The following is a 19820-nucleotide window of genomic DNA, read 5'->3' as shown; positions in this document are numbered from 1 at the left end:
TCAGTGTCCTCCTCTCGTCGATTCGCCTCGCTGCCTTGTCTGTTGCCAGTGCTCGACGATCTCTTTGGCCAGATCAGCGAGCGCGCGTCGGGTCGCTTCGAAATCCGTCACCTCGCTAGTGAGCAGAACGAGCACAGCCCGTCCGAACGGGGCCCAAAGCAGAGCAGCATCGTGCACATAGCCGGGGAGCGTACCGGTCTTGTTACCGACGATGATCGCTTCTGGCAGACGTGCCGGAATGATGTCTCGAAATTGCTGTGCGCGGAGCAGCCTGCGCAGATCGTCCAACCAATGTCCTTCTGGGACGATGTGACCGAGTTCCAGAGCAGCGAGGAGCGTGGCGAGATCGCGGGCGGTCACCAGATTTTCCGGCTCGCCGGGGTAGGCTGCGCGTCCCCAGAACGGGCGTCGCAGTGCGGTGCCGGTGAGGCCGAGTTCGACGACGAGTTCCTCCATCGCCGCGAAGCCGAGCACGTCGATGAGTGCATTCGTTGCGACATTGTCGCTCACGATCGTCATCAAAACAGCGAGGTCGCGGAGCCTCAGCGGAGGCGGCTCGGCCAACCAGCGCAGGACTCCGCTTCCGGGCACGAGCTGGTCAGATGCGATCCGCACACGGGCTCGCGGATCGAGCTGCTGGCGGGCGAAGGCGCGATAGAGTCTGGCCAGCACCAAGAGCTTGATCGTGCTCGCAGCCGCGACGGGACGGTCGGCGTCATATGCGATTTCGAGATCCTCGTCGAGGTCGCGAAAGAGGAGCATGACGCGAGCAGGCACCTGTCCGATGAGTTGCTCGATCGTGCGCTGCAGCATCGGGCGTTCCCCGCTGCTCCCCGCCCTCGGCACGCATGGCAGATATACGCCGGTGAAGGACCGGCGATATCTCGTGGGAGGCGAGCCGTGCGTGTCCGAGCGGTGACCGTCGGGTGGACGACCAGCTGGAACGGTGGGCGGATCAGGGGTGGAGAAGAGCTCGGTCGCGTCGTCGAGCGGGTGCGTGCTGGCTGTGTCGAGAGCGGTCTCGAGCTGCAATCGGTACGGCTGGCCACGCAGCCGTTTCCGACGATCGTCGCTCCGGGGGAGACGGGAGCGCTGGCGAGCGCCCTGTGTCGGCTGGCGGAGGCGTGGGGTTTCGACTATGTCTCGATAGGGCCAGTCCGTCCTCGGGAGCTTGCCTGGTGTCCGGGTCTGCTCGAGGCAGTGGTGGCTGAGGAACGCCTTTTCGCGGCACTCGCAGTGACCGACGAAGAGGGGACGCTCTCCTTGCCAGCAGTCCGCTGGGCCGCCGAGATCATCGCAGCACTCGCTCGCCGAACACCGGGAGGTCTAGGCAATTTACGTTTCGCGGCGCTGGCACTCTGCCCACCCGGAATCCCGTTCTTCCCGGCAGCGTACCATGACGGTGGACCGCTCGCGTTATCGGTCGCATGGGAAGCGGCGGACGAGGCCGGCGAGGCCTTCGCCGGCGCGCAGTCATTGGCTGAGGCTGAGCGTCGGTTGCGTGAGCGCTTGACGGCCCGGGTGCGCCGACTCGTCGCTGTCGCGGAACGAATGGCGGGCGAGGTGGGGGCGCGCTTTCTCGGCATCGACCTCTCCCTGGCACCGCACCCGGAGATCACGCGCAGTATCGCTGGCGCGATCGAGCGGCTCGGTGTCCAGCCCTTCGGGGGAGTGGGAACGCTGACGGTGATCGCGTCACTGACACGGGTCCTGCGCGACATTCCGGTGCCGCGCACCGGGTTCTGTGGCGTGATGTTGCCGGTTCTCGAAGACGGGGTACTCGGGATGCGAGCGGGCGGTGATCCGGTTTCGCTGCCGTTTTTGCTCGCTGCGGCTGCGGTCTGTGGCGTCGGGCTCGATGTCGTTCCCTTGCCCGGTGAGACGACGGTCGAGCAGCTCGCCGCGATCGTTCTCGATACTGCGACGCTGGCTATCCGTTTGGGGAAACCACTGACTACTCGTCTCATGCCTGTGCCAGGAAAGAGAGCTGGAGAACTCGTCCAGTTCGATTTTCCGTATTTTGCGCCGGCCCGCGTTCTTCCGGTATTGGGGACGATTCCGAGCAGCTGGTTCGCTCTGATGGATGAACAGAACACTCAGGGAGAGTGAGCCGGAAGAAAAAGGGTGGATAGGAGGACTTGCGTGAAATGCAGTGTGAGAGTATGATTCGTGTGTTGATCATGAGGATCGGTATTTCGGGAGGAAGCGATGGCGCGGATCGTCATCACGATCGAGGGAGACTCGCAAGAGATCGGGGCGATTCAGGAAGTGCTGCAACGACTCGCTGGACTGACGACAGGAGAGTTCGAGGTCAGTGAGAGCATGCGGCCACTCGGTGAGCGCGAACCGTGGACGTTCGAAGAGTTCCGCCAATTCTGGAGCCGCCTGCAGGACGGCGCGCGGCAGATTCTCGCGGAGATCGCCAAGCGTCCTGAGGGGTACCCGATGGTGGAACTCGAGCGGGCACTCGGGGTACCGGCCCGTGTCATCGGCGGGCGACTCAGTTCGGTTGGCCACGCGATGCGGCGTTTCCCACACAAAGAGGATCCGGTCGAGTTTCGGACGGGTGGAGACGAAGCTCCAGGCCGGCGAATCTACTTCATGAAGCCGGAGGTCGCGCGCATGATCCGGCGACTGGTGAGTGAGGGAGTCAGCGCCGACGGTGCCGAGTCCTGAAGAGATCGGCGCTCGAGAAAGGCGGGGAGGTGCACACCAACGTGCCTCCCCGTTTCTCGTCCGGAATGCCAGGTTTCGGTTGTGGCCAGCTCGCGATGCAGCGAGCGCTCGTCAGCCCTTTGACGATGCACTCGTCGCGTGTTATCGTCGCCGAGCGAGTCGTGGTGAGCGATCGCGAGTCTGAGTGAACCCAACGGAGGAGAGAGGGAGCACATGGCCCAGAGCTCGGTCCTCGGCTATCCCCGAATCGGCAAGCAGCGTGAACTGAAGCGGGCCCTCGAGCGCTACTGGGCCGGTCAGGCTGATGCAGCGGCCTTACAAGAGACGGCTCGGGCAGTCCGCGAAGCAGCGTGGCGCGTGCAGCTTCAGGCCGGGATCGATCAGATTCCATGTAACGATTTCAGCCTCTACGACCATGTCCTGGATGCGATCTGTCTGGTCGGGCTCGTGCCGTCCCGGTTCGGCTCGGCCGAGCCAGAGGTCAGTCTGCCGACCTACTTCGCCATGGCGCGGGGGGCACCGGGTGTTCCAGCGCTCGAGTTGACGAAGTGGTTCGATACCAACTACCACTATCTCGTACCGGAATTCGATGCACCCGGCCCCCGTCTGGCCAGCGCCAAGCCCTTCCTCGAGTTCGCCGAGGCGACGACGCTCTTGGGACGACCGGCCAAGCCGGTTTTGCTGGGTCCGGTTTCGCTGTTGCTCCTCGGCAAGTATCACCAGCGGCCGTTGCGCGAGCACCTGGAGCAGTTGCTCCCGATCTACCAGGAGGTCTTGGAGCGGCTCGCACAAGCTGGCGCCGAGTGGGTCCAGATGGACGAGCCGGTTCTCGTGCAGGATCGCAGCGACGAAGAGTTGCAGCTGCTCCGGGCAGCCTATCGCGTGCTCGGCGAGGCGAGCGCTCGTCCGAAGCTGATGCTGCAGACCTACTACGGCAGTCTCGACGATGCGAGTTGGGATGTCGTTATGAGTCTGCCGGTCGAAGGGATCGGCTTGGACTTCATCCGGGACGACGGCAACCGAGCTTTGCTCAACCGGCACGGCTTTCCGCAGGGGAAAGTGATCGGCGCCGGGGTCGTGAACGGGCGCAACATTTGGCGCACGAATCTCGTGGAAGCGCTCGAGAAGCTGGAAGAGATCGCCGAGCATGTGGAACCGGCCCGCATCTGGGTGCAGCCGTCCTGCACGCTGTTGCATCTCCCGCACGACGTGCGACTGGAAACCAAGCTCCCGGCTGCGGTGCGCGCATTGCTGGCGTTCGCCGAGCAACGACTGGAAGAGTTGGTGATCTTGACGCGCGCACTCAACGAGGGACGTGCGGCGATCCTGGAAGAGCTCGAGCAGAACGCGGAGGCGTTCCGCCTGGCGCTGGACGAGGTTCGCGTCTACCGGCGCGACGTCCGCGAACGACTGGCCGCGCTCACCGAGGACGACTTCCGGCGTCGGTCGCCGTACGAGCTGCGTGAACCGCTCCAGCGAGCGCGATTCCAACTTCCCCTCTTTCCGACGACGACGATCGGCAGCTTCCCGCAAACGCCGGACGTCCGCCAGGCTCGTGCACGCTGGCGTGCCGGCAAGCTCTCGGATGAGGACTATTGGGGGTTCATTCGCGAGCGGATCGCCGAGGTCATCCGGCGTCAGGAGGAGATCGGGCTGGATGTCCTGGTGCACGGCGAGTACGAGCGTGCCGACATGGTGGAGTACTTCGCCGAGCAACTGGAAGGTTTCGTCCTGACCGAGCATGGCTGGGTGCAGTCGTATGGCAGCCGCGTGGTGAGACCGCCGATCATCTTCGGCGATGTGGCGCGGCCACGACCGATGACAGTGGACGTGAGTCGGTATGCACAGTCGCTCACCGGGAAACCGGTCAAAGGCATGCTGACCGGTCCGGTGACGATCCTGAACTGGTCGTTCGTCCGCGAAGATATCCCGCGCCGTGAGGTCGCCTACCAGATCGCGCTGGCGCTGCGCGACGAAGTCCGTGACCTGGAGGCTGCCGGAATCAGCATGATCCAGATCGACGAGCCGGCACTCCGGGAGGGGCTGCCCTTGCGTCGAGCGGACTGGTCGGAGTATCTCGAGTGGGCCGTGCGCGCCTTCCGCTTGGCGAGTTCGGGTGTTCGCGACGAGACGCAGATCCACTCGCACATGTGCTATAGCGAGTTCAACGACATCATCGAGGCGATCGACGCGCTCGATGCGGATGTCATCTCGATCGAGAACAGCCGGAGTCGGGGAGAGCTCCTGCAGGCTTTCCAGGAGTACCGCTACCCGCGGCAGATCGGTCCGGGTGTCTACGACGTCCACTCCGCGCGGATCCCGAGCGTCGAGGAGATGCTCGAGCTGCTCGAGCGCGCGCTCGCCTTCCTGCGACCGGAGCAACTGTGGGTCAATCCGGACTGCGGGCTCAAGACCCGGCGTCCGGAGGAGGTTTGGCCATCGCTCAGCAACATGGTCGAAGCCGCGCGGCGACTCCGTGCGCGCTTCGCAGCGCCGGTTCGGTGAAAGGGAGGGACGTGGATTGGGGGCGATGATGGGCCGAGCAGTCGATACGCGTTCGCTCCCCGCCTTGCCGTTCGGCGCATTCACCTTGCGGCCCTTCACCGGCGATCGGCTCATGCTCGTTCGCGTGGAGGCACCACGCGGAGCGAAGACGCCGCCGCATGCCCACCCGCACGAACAGATGTGTCTCGTCATCAGTGGCCGGCTGCGCTTCCGCATCGGTGACGAGGAGCGGGTGCTCGGCCCGTTCGAGGCGATCCATATCCCTTCGGGTGCGGAACACGAGGCAGAGGCGCTCGACGCGGTCGTCTTTTACGATATCTTCCATCCGGTTCGGGAGGACTATCTGGAACTGCTCGCTCCGTCCGACGAGCGCGCCTGAGGAGCGAGGAGCAGCCGAGCGGTCGGCTGACTCCTGGCGGCAGGCTCGCAGGCGAGCGGACTCGATCGCGGGCGCGAGACCCTGGGGATGTCACGAGTCACTCTGCATCGTCGCGGCGCAGAGCATCGCTGCGTCCGGCTGGTGCTGCGCTCCGGGGACGCGGGTCGCAGCGGCGGGCCTTCGACTGCGCTCGTCACTCGCGCCGGGGGCACCGGTGTGCGGTCGGGTGCGGCGCATGTCGGTGTCTCCGGCGCGGTCCAGCGAGGTACCCGGCCTCGCTGATCGAGCGGCAGGACGCTGCAGAGGGCGAGCGGAGGCTCCGGGTTCGACCGGACCGCTGCGAGCGCGGTTCGACGACGGGGGCTGGCCGGCATGAGCCGCGAGCGAACTGCCCGGGACGGGAACACCTGTGTTCTCGTGCCGAGGCCAGACTGACGATGACGGTCGGTCCGGACGAGCGCAAGGAGGAGGTCAGATGGACGACATCAGCTTCTATGAGAGGTTCGATGATGGTTATTACGAATGCCTCTACCAGGAAGCATACCGCGGCTGGTACGACAACGAGGGTTATTTCGAGGCAGAGCTCGGTGATCTCAGCTATTGGGCGTGCTGGTTCGGCTCCCTCGTCGATTTGGATGAGCTGGAGACGCTGTCCGAGGACTCTTGGGAGTATTTGCGAAAGGAAGCTCCTGATCTCGGGATGTGCCGGTTCGTCTACCACTTCGGCTCGCTCGGGAAGTACGGTTACGAGCTCGCGCGCGAACTCGGCGTCGAAAAGTGGCTCGATCTCGCGTGCGCCGATCCGGGTGAACCGGTTCCCGGCCATGCCGGAATGTGGCTCGGGATCGACGAGCCCCTCGGTTGCGACTGGGTGCGCGAGTCGTTGGGAATCGTCTATAAGCCAAGTGTGCAGACAGGGATCGGCGAAAAGCTCGGGCTCACCGTTGAGGAGACCCGCGGGTGCTGGCTCTGGACCAAGCGGGCGATGCAGGCACTGTCCAAGCTGGCTAGGCCAGTGGAAGCCGCTGGCTGTCTGCTCGAGGGCATCATCACCGCGGACCCCAGGTTGGAGCGCGAACTCGGGCGCCCGCTCTGGAACATCGAGGAGGACTGGAGGCGGGAGGAAGTCGGTTACGAGACGGTCGTCAGCGTGGTCGAGACGATGATCGAGGCGATCCGCTCGGTCGACCGCTACGCCATTCTCCGGCATCTCTTGTCGTACTTCGAGGACTACCGGGACTTTCTCGTCAAAGTGTCGCTCGGACAGATCGAGAACCCGGGTGAGCGCGCCCTGATTCCGCAGAGTGGCGAGCAGTTAGTGGCTGCCGCTCTGAAGATGGACGATCGCTACATTGAGTTCGCCTACCGACGCTACAGCCCGAAGGGATGGTGAGCGCAACGCTCACCGTCCGCGCCGGACTAGTCGGATCCGTACCGTCACGAGCGGCCGCCAGCCGGTGCGAGCGCCGGGCGCCGCAGGGCAGCGGCCGGGATCGACCAGCAGAGCACGAGGGCAGCGGCCAATGCCAGTGCAGTGAGGCCGAGCGCTGCCTGCAGGCCGATCCGGTCAGCGACCCATCCCGTCACCGGTGCACCGATCCCGCCGGTGACGAAGCCCATGCCGAGGATGAATCCGGATGCGACGCCGGCGCGACCAGGCAGCAAGCGCTGTGCAGCGACCAGGGTGACGGAGACGGAGGCATCGGCCACGAGACCGAAGCTGGCTGCAGCGAACAGACCGACTGGACTGGTCGTGGCAGCGAACGCCAGCAGGGCAGGGATCGCGAGTCCCAACGAGCCCAGCAGGACGCGCCAGGAGCCGAGGCGGTCAGCCAGGAAACCGCCGAGGAGAGTCCCGGCGGCTCCACTGGCGACGATGACGGTCGCGACGACCCCGTAAAGCACGTCGTAACCGAGTTCGCGATACCAGACCGGGGCGAAGGTGGCGACGGTCATGAAGGCCCAGCTGCGCAACATGACCACAGCGAGGATCGGGAGGAGCGCTCGCCAAGCGATCGCCTGACGAGTCGCGCTGTTGCTCTGCCGGCCCGACGGCGGGAGCGACTCAGCGAACTGACCGAGTCCCCAGCGGACGAGTCCCGCGGCGAGGAGCCCGATCGGGACAGCGATGAGCGTGCCCGCGAGCCCGAAGGCGCGGAAGAGGATCACCCCAGCCAACGGGCCGAGTGCATAGCCGATGGTGCCGCTCACGGTATAGATCGACATCGTCGTGTTCCGCTGGTGCTCCTGAGCGAGCGCCGCGGCCCGCGATGCACCGATCGGGTGGTACGCGCCCGATCCGAACCCGGCCAGGAAGGCGAACGGGTAAAGCAGTTCCGGGCGGCGGACGAAACCGTACAGGCCGAGGAAAATGCCGGACCAGAGGAGACTGAGCGGCGCGAGCCACCGCACACCCCAGCGATCCGCCAGGTAACCGAAAAACGGCTGAGTCAGGGAAACGGCCGCGGTATAAGCCAGGGCGAGGGTACCGATCTGGCGGTAATCGAGGCCGAGTTCGCCCGCGAGCAGTGGATAAAGGGCCGGCAGGAGCCCGCTCATGAAATCGACGCTGAAATGGCCGAGCATGAAGGTCGCCAGTCGTGCTCGCTCTCCCGCGCGACGCCCGCGTTCCATCCTTCCCTCCCGTGCCTCATCCTAGCGCACGCGACGACGCTCGCGTACAGGCTGGAGCAGCGAGCACGCACGCGCTTGGTTCTGCCATGGGGCTGGTACGGGCTGAGTCCGGTTGCGACGCGCATGTCGCTGATCCTGCGCGCTACCAGGTACGCGGTGGCTTCTCGATGCAGCACCCGCGTCGGCGCGTCGGTCGGCGCGAGTGATGAGTAACCCGCTCTGCCCACGCTGACAATCGAGCCTGATCGCGCGGCCGGAACGATCGGTCGTGGGCTGATCGGTGTGGCACGAACGCCATCGTTTCCCGTCGTCGTCAGAGGCGCGCTCGTCGCCGTGGGCGCGACGGCTGATCGTGACACTCGCTGTGGTGCCAGGAGGCCACCGTGGTGCGCCGTTTCTCCCAGGCTCGTTGCACGCTGTCCGCGAACGCGCGAAAAACGATCTCGGATGCAGGGTCGAGGAGAGCGAAGGGAGACGGCGAATGACCAGTTCGGTGCGCAACCGACCGCTTCGGATCGGTATCCTGGTCCCGCAAGGGGAATATCGCTGGAACGGGCGTCTTCCGCGCTGGAGCGATCTCGAGGCGATGGCACGCCTCGCCGAGGAGATCGGGCTCGACTCGCTCTGGGTCGTCGATCATCTCCTCTACCGCACGCCGGATGGGGAACCTGAAGGCATTTGGGAATGCTGGTCGCTCCTTTCCGCCTTCGCCGCGGTCACGAAACGGATCACGCTGGGAACACTCGTTCTCTGCACCAACTGGCGCAATCCGGCACTGATCGCCAAGATGGCGGAAACGGTCGACGAGATTTCGGGTGGTCGACTGATCCTCGGGTTGGGAGCCGGGAACACGGAGTCGGAATTTCGCCGCTTCGGTTTTCCCTGGGATCGACGAGTCAGTCGGTTCGCCGAAGCGCTGGCGATCGTCCACGGTCTGCTGCGCAACGGTTGGATCGACTACGAGGGGGAATTCTACACAGTGCACGACTGCTTGCTGCGACCGCGTGGTCCACGCCCTCAGGGGCCACCCATCCTGGTCGGTGGGAACGGGCCGAGGGTCCTTCGACTGGCTGCCCAATATGCCGATATCTGGAATACCTACTATGATTTCACGGGAAACCGAGCGAGCGGGCTCGGGCCGCAGATCGAGGCGTTTCGAGCCGCCTGTCGGGATGTCGGGCGGGACTGGTCGAGCGTGACGCTCTCGGCCTCCGCGTTGGTCGCCTTCCCCGGCCACGGCCGGATCTATGGTGTGGTCGCCGATCCGGTGCGCGGCACGCCGGAGGAGATCGCCGAGGAGTTTCGCGCGTACGCTCGTGCCGGAATCCACCATCTCCAGCTGCGGATCGAGCCGAATACGCTGGAAGGACTGGAGCAGCTGGGTCGCGTTTTGGAGGTGCTCGACCGCACCGAGTGAATCGCCGAGGGTCGGTGCGGCTGTTCACCGGGTATGCCAGCTCACCGGTGACCGCGCGGTCGTGCTCGTGCGTCCGCGCGACGAGTCGGCTCGCCTATCGACGGTTCTCGCGATGGTGCGACGACGGTGCCTGCTGGCGGAGGACACGCGGGAGCCAGCGGGAACGGCGCCGGATCGCGAGCGCGCTGAGCACGGCGAGCCCGAGTGCGGCCAGCACGATGACCACTGTCGTGTAACGATCGACCCAGTCGGCAACGAGTTCCCAGTTCTCGCCCAGTAGCCAGCCGCTCCCGATCAGGGCCGTGTTCCACGCCGCGCTCCCGACGATCGTCAGGACGCTGAAACGCCAGAAGGGCATGCGGAAGGTACCGGCCGGAACCGACACGACGCTGCGGGCGACCGGCACGAGCCGACCCCCGAGCACGACGAGCGATCCCCAGCGGAGGAACCAGCGATCGGCTGAGGCGACCGTCGCGGGATCGAGGCGCAACCATGCTCCGAAACGGAGGAGCGCGCTCCGGCCGCCGAACCGTCCGACCGCATAGAGAAGCGTCGCCGCAGTGTAGGAGCCCAGCGTCGCGACGACGAGAGCGAGGCGGACGTCCAGGTAGCCTCGTCCGGCGAGGAACCCGGCGAGCGGCAACACCACTTCGGACGGGATCGGTGGGAAAATCGTCTCAGCGACGAGGAGCAGAAAGAGACCGAGGTAGCCCAGAGCGATCAGCGTCTCGGTGACCCACTGTTGCACGCTCGCGAGCGCTCCTTCCTGGGACGGGTTCGAGAGAGTGACCGTTCCGGCCAGGTCACGCCTCCGGACTGCCCTTGAACAAGCATAGGGAACAGCCTGCTTCGCTGCATCCTCTCTTTCGGGCCGCGGCTCGCTGGCGACCGATCCATCGGCTTCGACTCGGGTATTCGGAAGGCAGCGAGTCGCCCGGTCGCCACGACACCGTAAATGACCGTCGCTGCCGGAGAGTCCGCTGTGCTCGGGCGCGATGACCGTGTCGCGAGCTTCGCGGTGTCTCAGCCGAGCAGCCGCGGAGACACGATACCGCGAGTGGCGTCATGCTTCCCAGTCGAGTTCGCGCTCCTCCTCGATCTTGGCGGGATCGAGTTCCACGCCCATACCGGGCTGGGTCGGAACGCGGATGATGCCGTTCACCGGCTGTACCGGCTCGCGGAAAAAGAACTGCAGGAGTTCGTTCCACTTGAGCAGATACTCGACCCACGGCGCGACCGGTTCAGGAAGCGCGGCGAGCAGTTGGACTGTCGCTGGTACCGAGTGCCCGTGGGGGATCAGCGGGATACCGTAGGAGGAGGCGAGCGCAGCGATCTTGACCGTCTCGCTGAGGCCACCTGCCCAGTAAATGTCCGGTTGCAGGACGTCGAGCGCGCCGCGCATCAGCCAGGGAAGGAATCCCCAGCGCGTGTACTCGTGCTCGCCGCCGGCGATGGGGATCGAACTCCGGGCGCGCAGCGCGACGTAGGCCTCGAGTTGATCCGGCAGGAACGGCTCCTCGATCCAGCGCAGCCGCAGCGGCGCGAGTTCCTGAATCGCGGCCACGGCGAATGGCCAGTCCCAGCTCATCCAGGCGTCGAGCATGAGTTCGACGTCATCGCCGACGGCGGCGCGCAGGGCGGCGAAGAGCGCGACCGTTCGCCGCAGCCGAGTCCGTGGGTCGCTGGACGGCCAGCGCGGAAACCACTTCTGGGCGCGAAACCCCTGGGCGACGAGCTGGCGCGCCAGCGCGGTGGCTCGCTCGAGTTCCAGCGAGTAGCCGAGCGTGCTGGCGTAGACGGGCAGCTCGGTCCGCACGGGACCACCGAGCAATCGATACACGGGATCACCGTTCCAGCGACCGCGCAGATCCCACAGGGCACAGTCGATGGCCGAAATCGCCATCATGACGACGCCCTTGCGACCGTGCACCTGCCAGCGATAGAGCTCGTCCCAGATGCGCTCGATCGCGAGCGGGTCGGCACCCAGGAGGCGAGGTCGCAACTGAATACCGATGACGCGCGCGACATCGCGGGTGAGTGGGCCGGCGAGACCGGTGACTCCCTCGTCGCTCTCGATCTCGAGAAAGATCTGGCGGAGCCGGTACGGGCCGGGACCCTCCTGTTCGGGAAGCCACCACTCGCGCGGATCGGCGCGATGCTCCGGGTAAATATCGAGCGGGCGACTCAGTCGTTCCTCCCAGAACGACCCAGTGTACGGGAACGTGCCGACGACTTCGCGCAGGCGAACAGCCGTGATCCGCATGCCGGTGCTCCTATCCATCCAGGAGCTCGATGATCCGCTGTGCGACCTGCTCGGTCGTGGCTGTGCCTCCGAGATCGGGGGTGAGCACCTTCCCCTCGTCGGTGAGCCGCTCGATCGCGCGCTGGATGCGTCGGGCAGCGTCGGTCAGCCCGAGGTGCTCGAGCATCATCGCACCGGCCCACACGGTGCCGATCGGGTTCGCGATACCACGACCGGCGATATCTGGAGCGCTGCCGTGCACCGGTTCGAAGAGCGAGGGCACCCCGGGTGCGGCAGCCAGGTTCGCACTCGGTGCGAGGCCGAGGCTCCCCATCAAGGCAGCACCGAGATCGGTGAGGATGTCGGCGAAGAGATTGCTCCCTACGGCAACGTCGAAGCGTTCCGGTGCGCGGACCATGAGTGCGGCCGCAGCGTCGACGAGCAGCGAGGTGACCGAGACATCGGGATAGTCGCGGGCGACTTCTTGGACGACCTCGTCCCAGAGGACCATGCCGAAGCGCTGCGCGTTGCTCTTGGTGATACTCGTCAGGTGCTTGCGCCGGGAACGCGCCAACTCGAAAGCGAACCGGACCACCCGCTCCACGTTGAAGCGCGAGAAGACGCTGGTCTCCAGCGCAACCTCATGTGGCGTGCCGACGTGGATGCGACCGCCTACCCCGGCGTACTCACCCTCGGTATTCTCTCGGACAAAAATCATATCGATGTCTTCGGGACCCTTGTCCCGCAGTGGGCCGCGGATACCCGGGAGCAGACGGATCGGTCGGACGTTGACGAAGAGATCGAGTTGCTTGCGGATCGGGAGCAGGAGTCCCCACAGCGTCACGTGGTCGGGAACATGGGGAGGGTCGCCGACCGCTCCAAAGTAGATCGCATCGAAACGCCGGAGCTGCTCGACGCCGTCCGGCGGCATGAGCGCACCCGTCTGGCGGTAAAAGTCGGATCCCCACGGGAAGAGGTGCCAGTCGAGTTGAGCCTCCTGCGCGACGGCAGCTTCCAGGACACGTTGACCTGCCGGAATCACCTCCTTGCCGACGCCGTCGCCGGGGATGACAGCGATGCGAAACCGCTGCATACAGCCTCCTCGTGTGCGTCCGATATCCCCCGAGGCGCGTGTTCCTCGTCGGCCGCATCATACCCAGCGTCGAGTCGATTGGGAACGAAGACATTTCAGCTCATGCTGGCGATCGCGCGGCGGAACGCGTCGGCTGCTTCCTCGCTGCGGACGACGAAGACGACCCGCTCCGGCAACGTTGCTCCGCTCCTCGCATGGTCACGAACAGCACGGATCATCGCGGCCGCACAGGTGGTGAGATCGAGGCCGCCGACTCCTGTTCCGAGTGCCGGGAAGGCAACGGATCGCAGGGAACGCTCAGCGCACCGCGTGAGTGCTGCGCGCGTGGCAGCGTAGACGGTCTCCGGCGTAGCGGGAATCATGGCTCCGCGTTCGTCGTAACCCATCGCAGCAGCATGGATGACTGCTGCGAAGGGGAGCCGTCCCGCCGTCGTCACGACGGCTTCCCCGACCGAGATCGGCCCTTGGGCGACTGCTTCGCGCTCGATCTCCTCGCCGCCCGCCCGCTTGATCGCTCCGGCGACGCCGCTGCCCATCCACAAATAATTATTAGCCGCGTTCACGATCGCTTCCGTCTCGACTGCCGTGATGTCGCCAACCTGGACCTCGAGAAGCGGTGCCGCCATGCCGCCACCTCCTGATCGAAAACGAGTCGAGTCGGTCATCGCCCGTATCCTATCCTGTCTGCTGGGTCGGGAGAGATTCACCTGCAAGCCCGAGGCCGTACCGACCGCGGTCACGTGACTTCTGGACAAGATACTCGGTTCATGCCTGAATACATCGGTGGTGGGGCGATGCCTGCGCGAAGGGAGGCGAGCGTGGACTTCTCTCTCACGGCGGAGCAGCGTGTACTCCAGGAGCGAGCGCGGCGATTCGCGGAAACGGTCGTGAAGCCGGCAGCAGCATATTACGACCAGGAGGAACGGCATCCGCACGAGTTGATCGTACGCGCTCGCGCGGAGGGATTGACCGAAATCACGATCCCGCGGGAGTACGGCGGGCGCGGTCTCGGGGTGCTGGAACTCGTCCTCGTCGCTGAAGAACTGGCCTGGGCATGTGCGGGATTCACCGCTGCGGCCTGCTCGAGTTGCCTGGCAGGCGAGCCGATCCTCATCGGGGGAAGCGAGGAACAGAAGCGACGATGGCTTCCGCGCTTGGCGGCGGGTGAGTATGCGAGTTTCGCCTTGACGGAGCCGGACGCGGGTTCCGATGTCGCAGCGCTCGCTACCCGCGCCGAGCGACGCGGTGACGTCTATGTCCTCAATGGTCACAAGCGGTGGATCGGCAATGCACCCATCGCGAGTTTCTTCGTCGTCTTCGCCAAGACCGATCCGCAAGCTGGGCACAACGGGATCAGCGTCTTCGTGGTCGAGCGCGAGTCGACAGGCATCGTCACGCGACCACTCCGCAAGCTGGGGCAGCGAGCGATCTCCAACGGGGAAATCGAGTTCCACGACGTGGTTGTCCCAGCCGACCAACGGATCGGTCGTGAGGGTGACGGGTTCGCGATCGCGATGCGGACTCTGCGCCGAACGCGCCCGATGGTCGCAGCGTTCGGCGCAGGGATCATCCGACGCTGCCTCGACGAGTCGCTGGCGTATGCACAGCAGCGCCGCACGATGGGACAACCGATCATCCGCCACCAGGCTATCGGTCACAAGTTAGCTGAAATGAAGATTCGCTTGGAGGCCGCACGGCAGCTGACCTTCCTGGCTGCCTGGTTGGCGGATCAGGGGGAGGACAACACGATGGCAGCTGCTGTCGCCAAGGCGTTCGCTGCCGACAGCGCGATGTGGGCGGCGACCGAAGCAGTACAGGTGTTCGGTGGGAACGGTTACAGTCCTGACTATCCGGTCGAGAAACTGTTCCGCGATGCCAAACTCTTGCAAATCTACGAGGGGACCAGCGAGATTCAACGCAATATCATGGTGCGCGAGCTCGTTCGCCGGTCTCGCGGGAAGGATCGGCGCACTGGCGAAGAACGGCTCGAGTTAGGGGAGCAGTCACCGGCGCCGCCCGGTCGCCCGTGATCGGTGGGTTACCCGCAGCGCACGCATGACCACACCGATTCCATCGGCACAGCGTGCCGCCGGGAGAAATGATCGACTCACTCATCCGGGGGATAGAACGATGCCCGAGCAGTGGATGTTGCGCTGTCACGACTGTGGATGGAGCAGTTCACTCGCAGTGACGGTCTGGCGCTGCCCGGCGTGCGGGGGGCTCCTCCGGCTGCAGTCGGACGTGCGGTTGGAACGACGAACCGTCCGGCAAGACGATCCGACACTCTGGCGGTATGCTGCTTGCCTGCCGGTACCGCGACCAGCGCGGTCGCTCGGTGAGGGGATGACGCCGCTCGTTGCGGGGGAGTTGGAGGGACGACCGGTTCTCTTCAAATTGGATTTCCTGCTCCCGACCGGCTCCTTCAAGGATCGGGGGGCCAGCGTGCTGGTGGCGGCTTTGGTAGCAGCCGGTGTGCGGGCGCTCGCGGTCGATTCGTCCGGCAATGCCGCGGCGGCCTTCGCAGCGTATGCTGCACTCCATGGCGTGGAGGCCCTGGTCTTCGCGCCGGCTCGTACCTCGCCGGCCAAGCTCGCCCAGGCGCGTGCCTACGGTGCGAAGGTAGAACTCATCGAGGGCTCGCGCGAAGCGGTCGCTCGCGCTGCCCAGCAGGCAGCCGAGCAGCCAGGAGTGGCCTATGCCAGTCACAACTGGCATCCGCTGTTCGTCGAGGGGACGAAGACCTGGCTCCTGGAAGTCTGGGAACAACTCGGCTACTGCTGGCCGGCTGCTTGTTTCTTCCCGGTGGGAGGCGGGAGCATTCTCGCCGGTGCGGCCCTGGCTGCGCATGCGCTCGGGGAACGCGGACCCCTGCTCGTGGCGGCGCAGCCGGAGGCGTGCGCGCCGCTCGCCTGCGCTTGGACACAGCCGGGGCGTCAACTGGAAGCAGTCGAGCCTGGTCCGACGATCGCTGAGGGAGCGCGGATCGCGGCACCACCCCGTGGGTCGCTCTTGCTGACCATGCTCGAGGAGAGCGGTGGCTGGCCGGAGGCGATCTCGGAACAGGAATTGATCGAGACGACGCGCCAGCTGTGGCGACACGGCCTGTATGTCGAGCCGACCGCTGCGCTCGGGGCCGCAGCCTTCCGCCGGGCCGTCCGGCGCGGGTGGGAACCCAATGGCCCGGTCGTCATCGTGCTGACCGGGAGCGGGCTCAAAGCGAGCAGTGTGGTCGAGCAGCTTTTAGAGACGTCATGAGGACTGTTTCAGGACACCCCTCCGGCGCGTGATCCCGCGGGAAAATGGAAAAACCCGTCGCGGAGCATCAGCTCGAACCCGACTGGGCGACTAGGCGGGGAACGACAAAAAACGCGGTTCCGACGAGCCTCCCGGTTCCCGCTCGCTCCGTGAGCCGCGACGAGGTTTCACCTCCTCACTCGGCGCCGGATTCGGCGATCAGCGCGCACGTTCCAGGGCCGTGCACGCCTTCGTCCGATCCGGTTGTCCGGAACGGTCACCCAGCCTTCGCCGGGTGCCTCCGAGCGGGTCGTTGCCGACTCCTCGGAACCGCACCCTCAGTACACCACATCCGTGTCCCTTTGTCAAGGGGGTACGGCAGGGTTTTCCGAGCGAGCGTCAGCCGCGCGCTTGCTCGCCCGTCCGCGGCGCCCGACGTGCGGAAGACACAGTCCTGCTGGAACGATCACCGTTCGAGTGGACGCCCAGCCGTGCGACCAGGTCGATCGGTCACGTCCGATGGCCGCTACTTGGAGCCTGCGCTCACGGACTACAGCGGAACGTCCGGATGTGCGCCAGCACGGCCTGGAGGTCGGGTTCGGACAGTAAGCTGACCGGATAGGCGGGCATACCCTCGTCGGTGCCCTCGCGGATAGTGCGGACGGCGCGCCGATCCGTTGCCCGCAGCTGGAGCCGGCCTGGGGCGTTGCCTCCTATGCCGTGGCAGTTGCTGCAGCCGAGCGCGACGAAGAGGGCTGCCCCCCGTGCGACTGCGTTACCAGTCGGATCGGCCCGAGCGAGTTCGGCACTGGACGGTTGCGGGACAGAGGGAAGCGCGCCGCTCGCACCAGAACCCACGCTGCGGAGATAGGCGACGACGGCCCAGATCTGCTCCTCGCTGAGACGATCCTGGAAGCCAGGCATGCCGGTGAAACTCAGACCGTTCGCGATGATCCAGTAGAGTTCGGCATCGCTCCGAGCCTGGGTGTCGGCGTCGTTCAGGGCGCTTGCCGGTGGGTAGGTAAGCGCGCCCAGCCACCCCTTCCCGTCAGCGTCCGCCCCGTGGCACTGCGAGCAGGCACCGAGATAGACGATCCGCCCGTGTTCGACTGCCCGTGCCCCGCTCAGCGGGCGCGACGGGACGTCCTGTGCTCCTCGGGCGGCCGCACGATCGACGAGGGTCCGTGCCAGGCGACGCTCGCCTGGGAGATCGCTCCGATGAGCCAACAACCGTGGCGCGAGTACCCATCCGGCGATGCCGAGGAGGAGGAGCGTCGAGAGCATCCCAGCGGTGAACCAGCCGATGCGGCCGATCCACCGCTGGCGAATCGTTCGCTGCGTCTTTCCGCTTGCGACCCGGTCCACCGTACGACTCCATGGTCCACCAGCGACGACTGATCGCGACGAGCATAGCCGACGGTCGGTAAACACAGGGTAAACGTGCATCGAGCGTCGGCGAACACGGTGCGGTGCATGGCTGTCCCTTGCGCGGTATCATGGAGCGATCCACCGTGAGTGCCCGAGCGGAGTGTCCGCATGCTGCTCGATGATGCTGACCTGGGGCGCCGACCACCGCGAAAGAGCGCTGTCCAGGCATTCGCTGGCTGGCGCGCTACGGTCGCGCTCGTCACCTCGGTACTCTGGCCGGGAGCAGGTCACTGGATCGTCGGGCGCCGGTGGCGCGGGCTCGCTCTCGCAGTCCCACCCGCGCTCGTGCTCGCCTTTCTGCTCTGGCAGGCGAGCCAGCTTCCCGGTTGGGGAGCCACCTGGTTGCTGCGCCCTCGTGTTCTGCGCGGCTTCGTGATCGGGAACATCGTTCTGGGTAGCTACCGGGCTGTCGCACTGCTCGATCTCGTGCGTATCGCTCTCCTGGAGCGGAGTCGAAGCGGTGCGGGGAAACACAGACCGTACTTGGTGCTCGCAGCGCTGCTCGTGGGGTCGGTCGTCGCTCCTCATGGTGCAGCCGGCTTGGTACTCGCGCGCTGGTCACACTTCCTCGATACGACGTTTCCCGCTGCAGCCGAAAGTTCGATCCAGCCTTTACCCGTCGCTGCGTTGCCAGCAGGTCCGCGGGACTCGACGTTCGCTTCGGCACAGACGACCTTGATCGTGCCGACGCCGAGTCCATTTTCCACTCAGGCAGCCCTGCTTCCGCCAAACCGCGAGCTCCCTCCGGCGCAGCAGCGGATTGCGTCTACGCCGGGAGCGGAGGTTCCTCCAGCGATATCGGTTCCGCAACGGACTCCCAGCGCAATCGAACCTGCCCTCGCTGACGGTCGGATCGTCGTGCTCCTGGTCGGTACGGATGCAGGGCCGGGGCGATGGAGCGCTCGTGCTGACACGATCATCATCGCTGCCCTCGATGTGGAGTCCGGGCGCGGCGGGCTGTTCGGGGTGCCGCGCAATCTGGTCGGACTCCCCATTCCGCGAGAACTGGCGGATCTGTATCCGGACGGCTCTTGGCCGGGATTGGCCAACGCGCTGTACACGCTCGGCTCGCAGCGAGCCGAGCGGTTCCCGAATGCTGTCGATCCGGGCGCGGCTGCACTCGCGCGCTCCCTGGAGCAACTGATCGGCATACCGATCGACTACAGCGTCGTGGTGGACATGGGTGGTTTCGTGCGCGTCGTGGACGCGTTGGGAGGTGTGACCATCGATGTCCCGCGGCCGGTCTCGACGTGGCTTTCGCCACCCCTGTCCGGTGAAGACTGGGTGTACTACGAGATCCCAGCCGGGCGACAGCATCTCGATGGACATGCAGCGCTCGCCTACGCCCGCTCCCGCACGGGGACGAGCGACTACGACCGGATGCAACGCCAGCGCTGCTTGCTCGGCGCGCTCTGGCGCCAAGCGGACTGGCCCACGGTGCTGTTTCGGTTGCCACAGCTGCTCGCTGCGGTCGAAGGGGCTGTCCGCACCGATATTCCCCGCGAGGCATTACCCCAGCTCGCCCGGATCGCACTCGGTGTGCGCGCTGAGGCGATCGTGACGCTCGGCTTCACTCCTCCACGGTATGTCGCTGGCTGGGCACCCGGTGGGTACCCGATTCCGGACCGTGACCGGATTCGGAATGCGATCGAGGACGCGCTCGCTGGGTCGGTCGAACCGGAACCAGAAACGCGTCTAGCGAGCAGCTGTTCCTGGTCACCCTGACGTCATGCCGGAGCGCTCGCCACAGCGCCGACCGGGGAGCGAGCTCAGTAGGTCGCCGGCCGGGAGAGCTAGACCGCGGTGAACGGCTCTCCCTGAGCTGCCGGCGAGCGGCTGCCCCGAGCGTGGTGCGACCTGGGCTGGTGGGCTGGCGCGTGGCGTGCTCAGCGGCGTCGGCATCGTGGCGGGACCAGCAGCCGGACTCGGCGATGGCACGACCGTTGGGACAATGGTCGGTGCGGGAGTGACCGTAGCAGCTGGGGGCGAGGGCGTCGGCTGAGCGGTCGGTGTAGGATTCGGTATCGTCCATTCGGAGACATGGATCGTTCCCTGCATTCAGAGGGCCTGATAGTTGCCGACCGGGCACTCCATTTCCCAGTCAACTGACGCGCCGAAGGTGAACGTGGCCTCTCTTGGCTCGCCAGGCAGGAGATTCGTCGCGAACGACCGTTGTTGAATCCCGCGGAACTCCAGTTTCACCACCAGATCG

General features: G+C 65.8%; 16 protein-coding genes. 9 read left to right on the top strand and 7 right to left on the bottom strand.

Translation table 11 applies throughout. From position 1 onward, the window contains the following. Positions 1 to 813, bottom strand: a complete 813-nt coding sequence (locus ACWIVK_RS02880; RefSeq protein WP_448575045.1) for a serine hydrolase — start codon at positions 811 to 813, stop codon at positions 1 to 3. A gap of 87 nt (positions 814 to 900) precedes the next feature. Between ACWIVK_RS02880 and ACWIVK_RS02875 the strand changes: the two genes are divergently transcribed. From ACWIVK_RS02875 to ACWIVK_RS02855, 5 genes are all read left to right on the top strand, one after another. Continuing rightward, the gene (locus tag ACWIVK_RS02875; protein ID WP_448575044.1) at positions 901 to 2109 is read left to right on the top strand and encodes a DUF711 family protein; all 1209 of its coding nucleotides are present in this window, start codon (positions 901 to 903) and stop codon (positions 2107 to 2109) included. Between the two features lie 99 nt (positions 2110 to 2208). Further along, the gene (locus ACWIVK_RS02870) at positions 2209 to 2676 is read left to right on the top strand and encodes a hypothetical protein (protein ID WP_448575042.1); all 468 of its coding nucleotides are present in this window, start codon (positions 2209 to 2211) and stop codon (positions 2674 to 2676) included. A gap of 213 nt (positions 2677 to 2889) precedes the next feature. Beyond that, the gene (metE, locus tag ACWIVK_RS02865) at positions 2890 to 5181 is read left to right on the top strand and encodes a 5-methyltetrahydropteroyltriglutamate--homocysteine S-methyltransferase (RefSeq protein WP_448575041.1); all 2292 of its coding nucleotides are present in this window, start codon (positions 2890 to 2892) and stop codon (positions 5179 to 5181) included. Between the two features lie 25 nt (positions 5182 to 5206). Beyond that, positions 5207 to 5560, top strand: coding sequence for a cupin domain-containing protein (locus ACWIVK_RS02860; RefSeq protein WP_448575040.1), 354 nt, complete (start codon positions 5207 to 5209; stop codon positions 5558 to 5560). A 475-nt stretch (positions 5561 to 6035) separates the two neighbouring features. After that, positions 6036 to 6953 carry a hypothetical protein gene (locus ACWIVK_RS02855; protein WP_448575039.1) on the top strand — a complete coding sequence of 306 codons (918 nt, stop codon included), beginning with the start codon at positions 6036 to 6038 and terminating at the stop codon, positions 6951 to 6953. Positions 6954 to 6997: 44 nt separating this feature from the next. On the opposite strand, the gene ACWIVK_RS02850 is transcribed toward ACWIVK_RS02855, so the two are convergent. Beyond that, positions 6998 to 8194, bottom strand: coding sequence for an MFS transporter (locus ACWIVK_RS02850; protein WP_448575038.1), 1197 nt, complete (start codon positions 8192 to 8194; stop codon positions 6998 to 7000). 481 nt (positions 8195 to 8675) lie between these two features. On the opposite strand from ACWIVK_RS02850, the gene ACWIVK_RS02845 reads away from it, so the two are divergent. After that, on the top strand, positions 8676 to 9611 hold the full coding sequence (locus ACWIVK_RS02845; RefSeq protein WP_448575037.1) for an LLM class flavin-dependent oxidoreductase: 936 nt from the start codon (positions 8676 to 8678) through the stop codon (positions 9609 to 9611). 94 nt (positions 9612 to 9705) lie between these two features. Here ACWIVK_RS02845 and ACWIVK_RS02840 read toward each other — a convergent pair whose 3' ends face one another. From ACWIVK_RS02840 to ACWIVK_RS02825, 4 genes are all read right to left on the bottom strand, one after another. Further along, entirely contained in the window at positions 9706 to 10359 is a 654-nt protein-coding gene (locus tag ACWIVK_RS02840) for a DedA family protein (RefSeq protein WP_448575036.1), read from the bottom strand. A gap of 315 nt (positions 10360 to 10674) precedes the next feature. Beyond that, a complete protein-coding gene (locus ACWIVK_RS02835; RefSeq protein ID WP_448575035.1) occupies positions 10675 to 11874 on the bottom strand; it encodes an enolase C-terminal domain-like protein in 1200 nt (399 codons plus the stop codon). Positions 11875 to 11884: 10 nt separating this feature from the next. Beyond that, positions 11885 to 12946 (bottom strand): tartrate dehydrogenase, encoded by a 1062-nt coding sequence (locus tag ACWIVK_RS02830; RefSeq protein WP_448575034.1) that lies wholly within the window; start codon positions 12944 to 12946, stop codon positions 11885 to 11887. Positions 12947 to 13041: 95 nt separating this feature from the next. After that, on the bottom strand, positions 13042 to 13572 hold the full coding sequence (locus ACWIVK_RS02825) for a macro domain-containing protein (RefSeq protein ID WP_448575032.1): 531 nt from the start codon (positions 13570 to 13572) through the stop codon (positions 13042 to 13044). 192 nt (positions 13573 to 13764) lie between these two features. Here ACWIVK_RS02825 and ACWIVK_RS02820 point away from each other — a divergent pair, with 192 nt between their 5' ends. Further along, on the top strand, positions 13765 to 14976 hold the full coding sequence (locus ACWIVK_RS02820) for an acyl-CoA dehydrogenase family protein (protein WP_448575031.1): 1212 nt from the start codon (positions 13765 to 13767) through the stop codon (positions 14974 to 14976). A gap of 100 nt (positions 14977 to 15076) precedes the next feature. Continuing rightward, complete coding sequence (locus ACWIVK_RS02815; RefSeq protein WP_448575030.1) at positions 15077 to 16201, top strand: threonine synthase; 1125 nt, start codon at positions 15077 to 15079, stop codon at positions 16199 to 16201. A gap of 522 nt (positions 16202 to 16723) precedes the next feature. Here the strand turns inward: ACWIVK_RS02815 and ACWIVK_RS02810 are convergent. Continuing rightward, positions 16724 to 17545 carry a c-type cytochrome gene (locus tag ACWIVK_RS02810; protein WP_448575029.1) on the bottom strand — a complete coding sequence of 274 codons (822 nt, stop codon included), beginning with the start codon at positions 17543 to 17545 and terminating at the stop codon, positions 16724 to 16726. Between the two features lie 171 nt (positions 17546 to 17716). Here ACWIVK_RS02810 and ACWIVK_RS02805 point away from each other — a divergent pair, with 171 nt between their 5' ends. Then, positions 17717 to 19333 (top strand): LCP family protein, encoded by a 1617-nt coding sequence (locus tag ACWIVK_RS02805; protein WP_448575028.1) that lies wholly within the window; start codon positions 17717 to 17719, stop codon positions 19331 to 19333. Positions 19334 to 19820: the final 487 nt, after the last annotated feature.

The sequence above is a fragment of the Thermomicrobium sp. genome (assembly GCF_053493975.1).
This window is presented reverse-complemented; position numbering and strand designations above follow the sequence as displayed.

Excerpts from the sequence above, each read along its gene's own strand:
- ACWIVK_RS02880 (WP_448575045.1), bottom strand. The coding sequence starts at position 813 with ATGCTGCAGCGCACGATCGAGCAACTCATCGGACAGGTGCCTGCTCGC.
- ACWIVK_RS02870 (WP_448575042.1), top strand. The coding sequence starts at position 2,209 with ATGGCGCGGATCGTCATCACGATCGAGGGAGACTCGCAAGAGATCGGG.
- metE (WP_448575041.1), top strand. The coding sequence starts at position 2,890 with ATGGCCCAGAGCTCGGTCCTCGGCTATCCCCGAATCGGCAAGCAGCGT.
- ACWIVK_RS02860 (WP_448575040.1), top strand. The coding sequence starts at position 5,207 with ATGATGGGCCGAGCAGTCGATACGCGTTCGCTCCCCGCCTTGCCGTTC.
- ACWIVK_RS02855 (WP_448575039.1), top strand. The coding sequence starts at position 6,036 with ATGGACGACATCAGCTTCTATGAGAGGTTCGATGATGGTTATTACGAA.
- ACWIVK_RS02850 (WP_448575038.1), bottom strand. The coding sequence starts at position 8,194 with ATGGAACGCGGGCGTCGCGCGGGAGAGCGAGCACGACTGGCGACCTTC.
- ACWIVK_RS02845 (WP_448575037.1), top strand. The coding sequence starts at position 8,676 with ATGACCAGTTCGGTGCGCAACCGACCGCTTCGGATCGGTATCCTGGTC.
- ACWIVK_RS02835 (WP_448575035.1), bottom strand. The coding sequence starts at position 11,874 with ATGCGGATCACGGCTGTTCGCCTGCGCGAAGTCGTCGGCACGTTCCCG.
- ACWIVK_RS02830 (WP_448575034.1), bottom strand. The coding sequence starts at position 12,946 with ATGCAGCGGTTTCGCATCGCTGTCATCCCCGGCGACGGCGTCGGCAAG.
- ACWIVK_RS02825 (WP_448575032.1), bottom strand. The coding sequence starts at position 13,572 with ATGGCGGCACCGCTTCTCGAGGTCCAGGTTGGCGACATCACGGCAGTC.
- ACWIVK_RS02815 (WP_448575030.1), top strand. The coding sequence starts at position 15,077 with ATGCCCGAGCAGTGGATGTTGCGCTGTCACGACTGTGGATGGAGCAGT.
- ACWIVK_RS02805 (WP_448575028.1), top strand. The coding sequence starts at position 17,717 with ATGCTGCTCGATGATGCTGACCTGGGGCGCCGACCACCGCGAAAGAGC.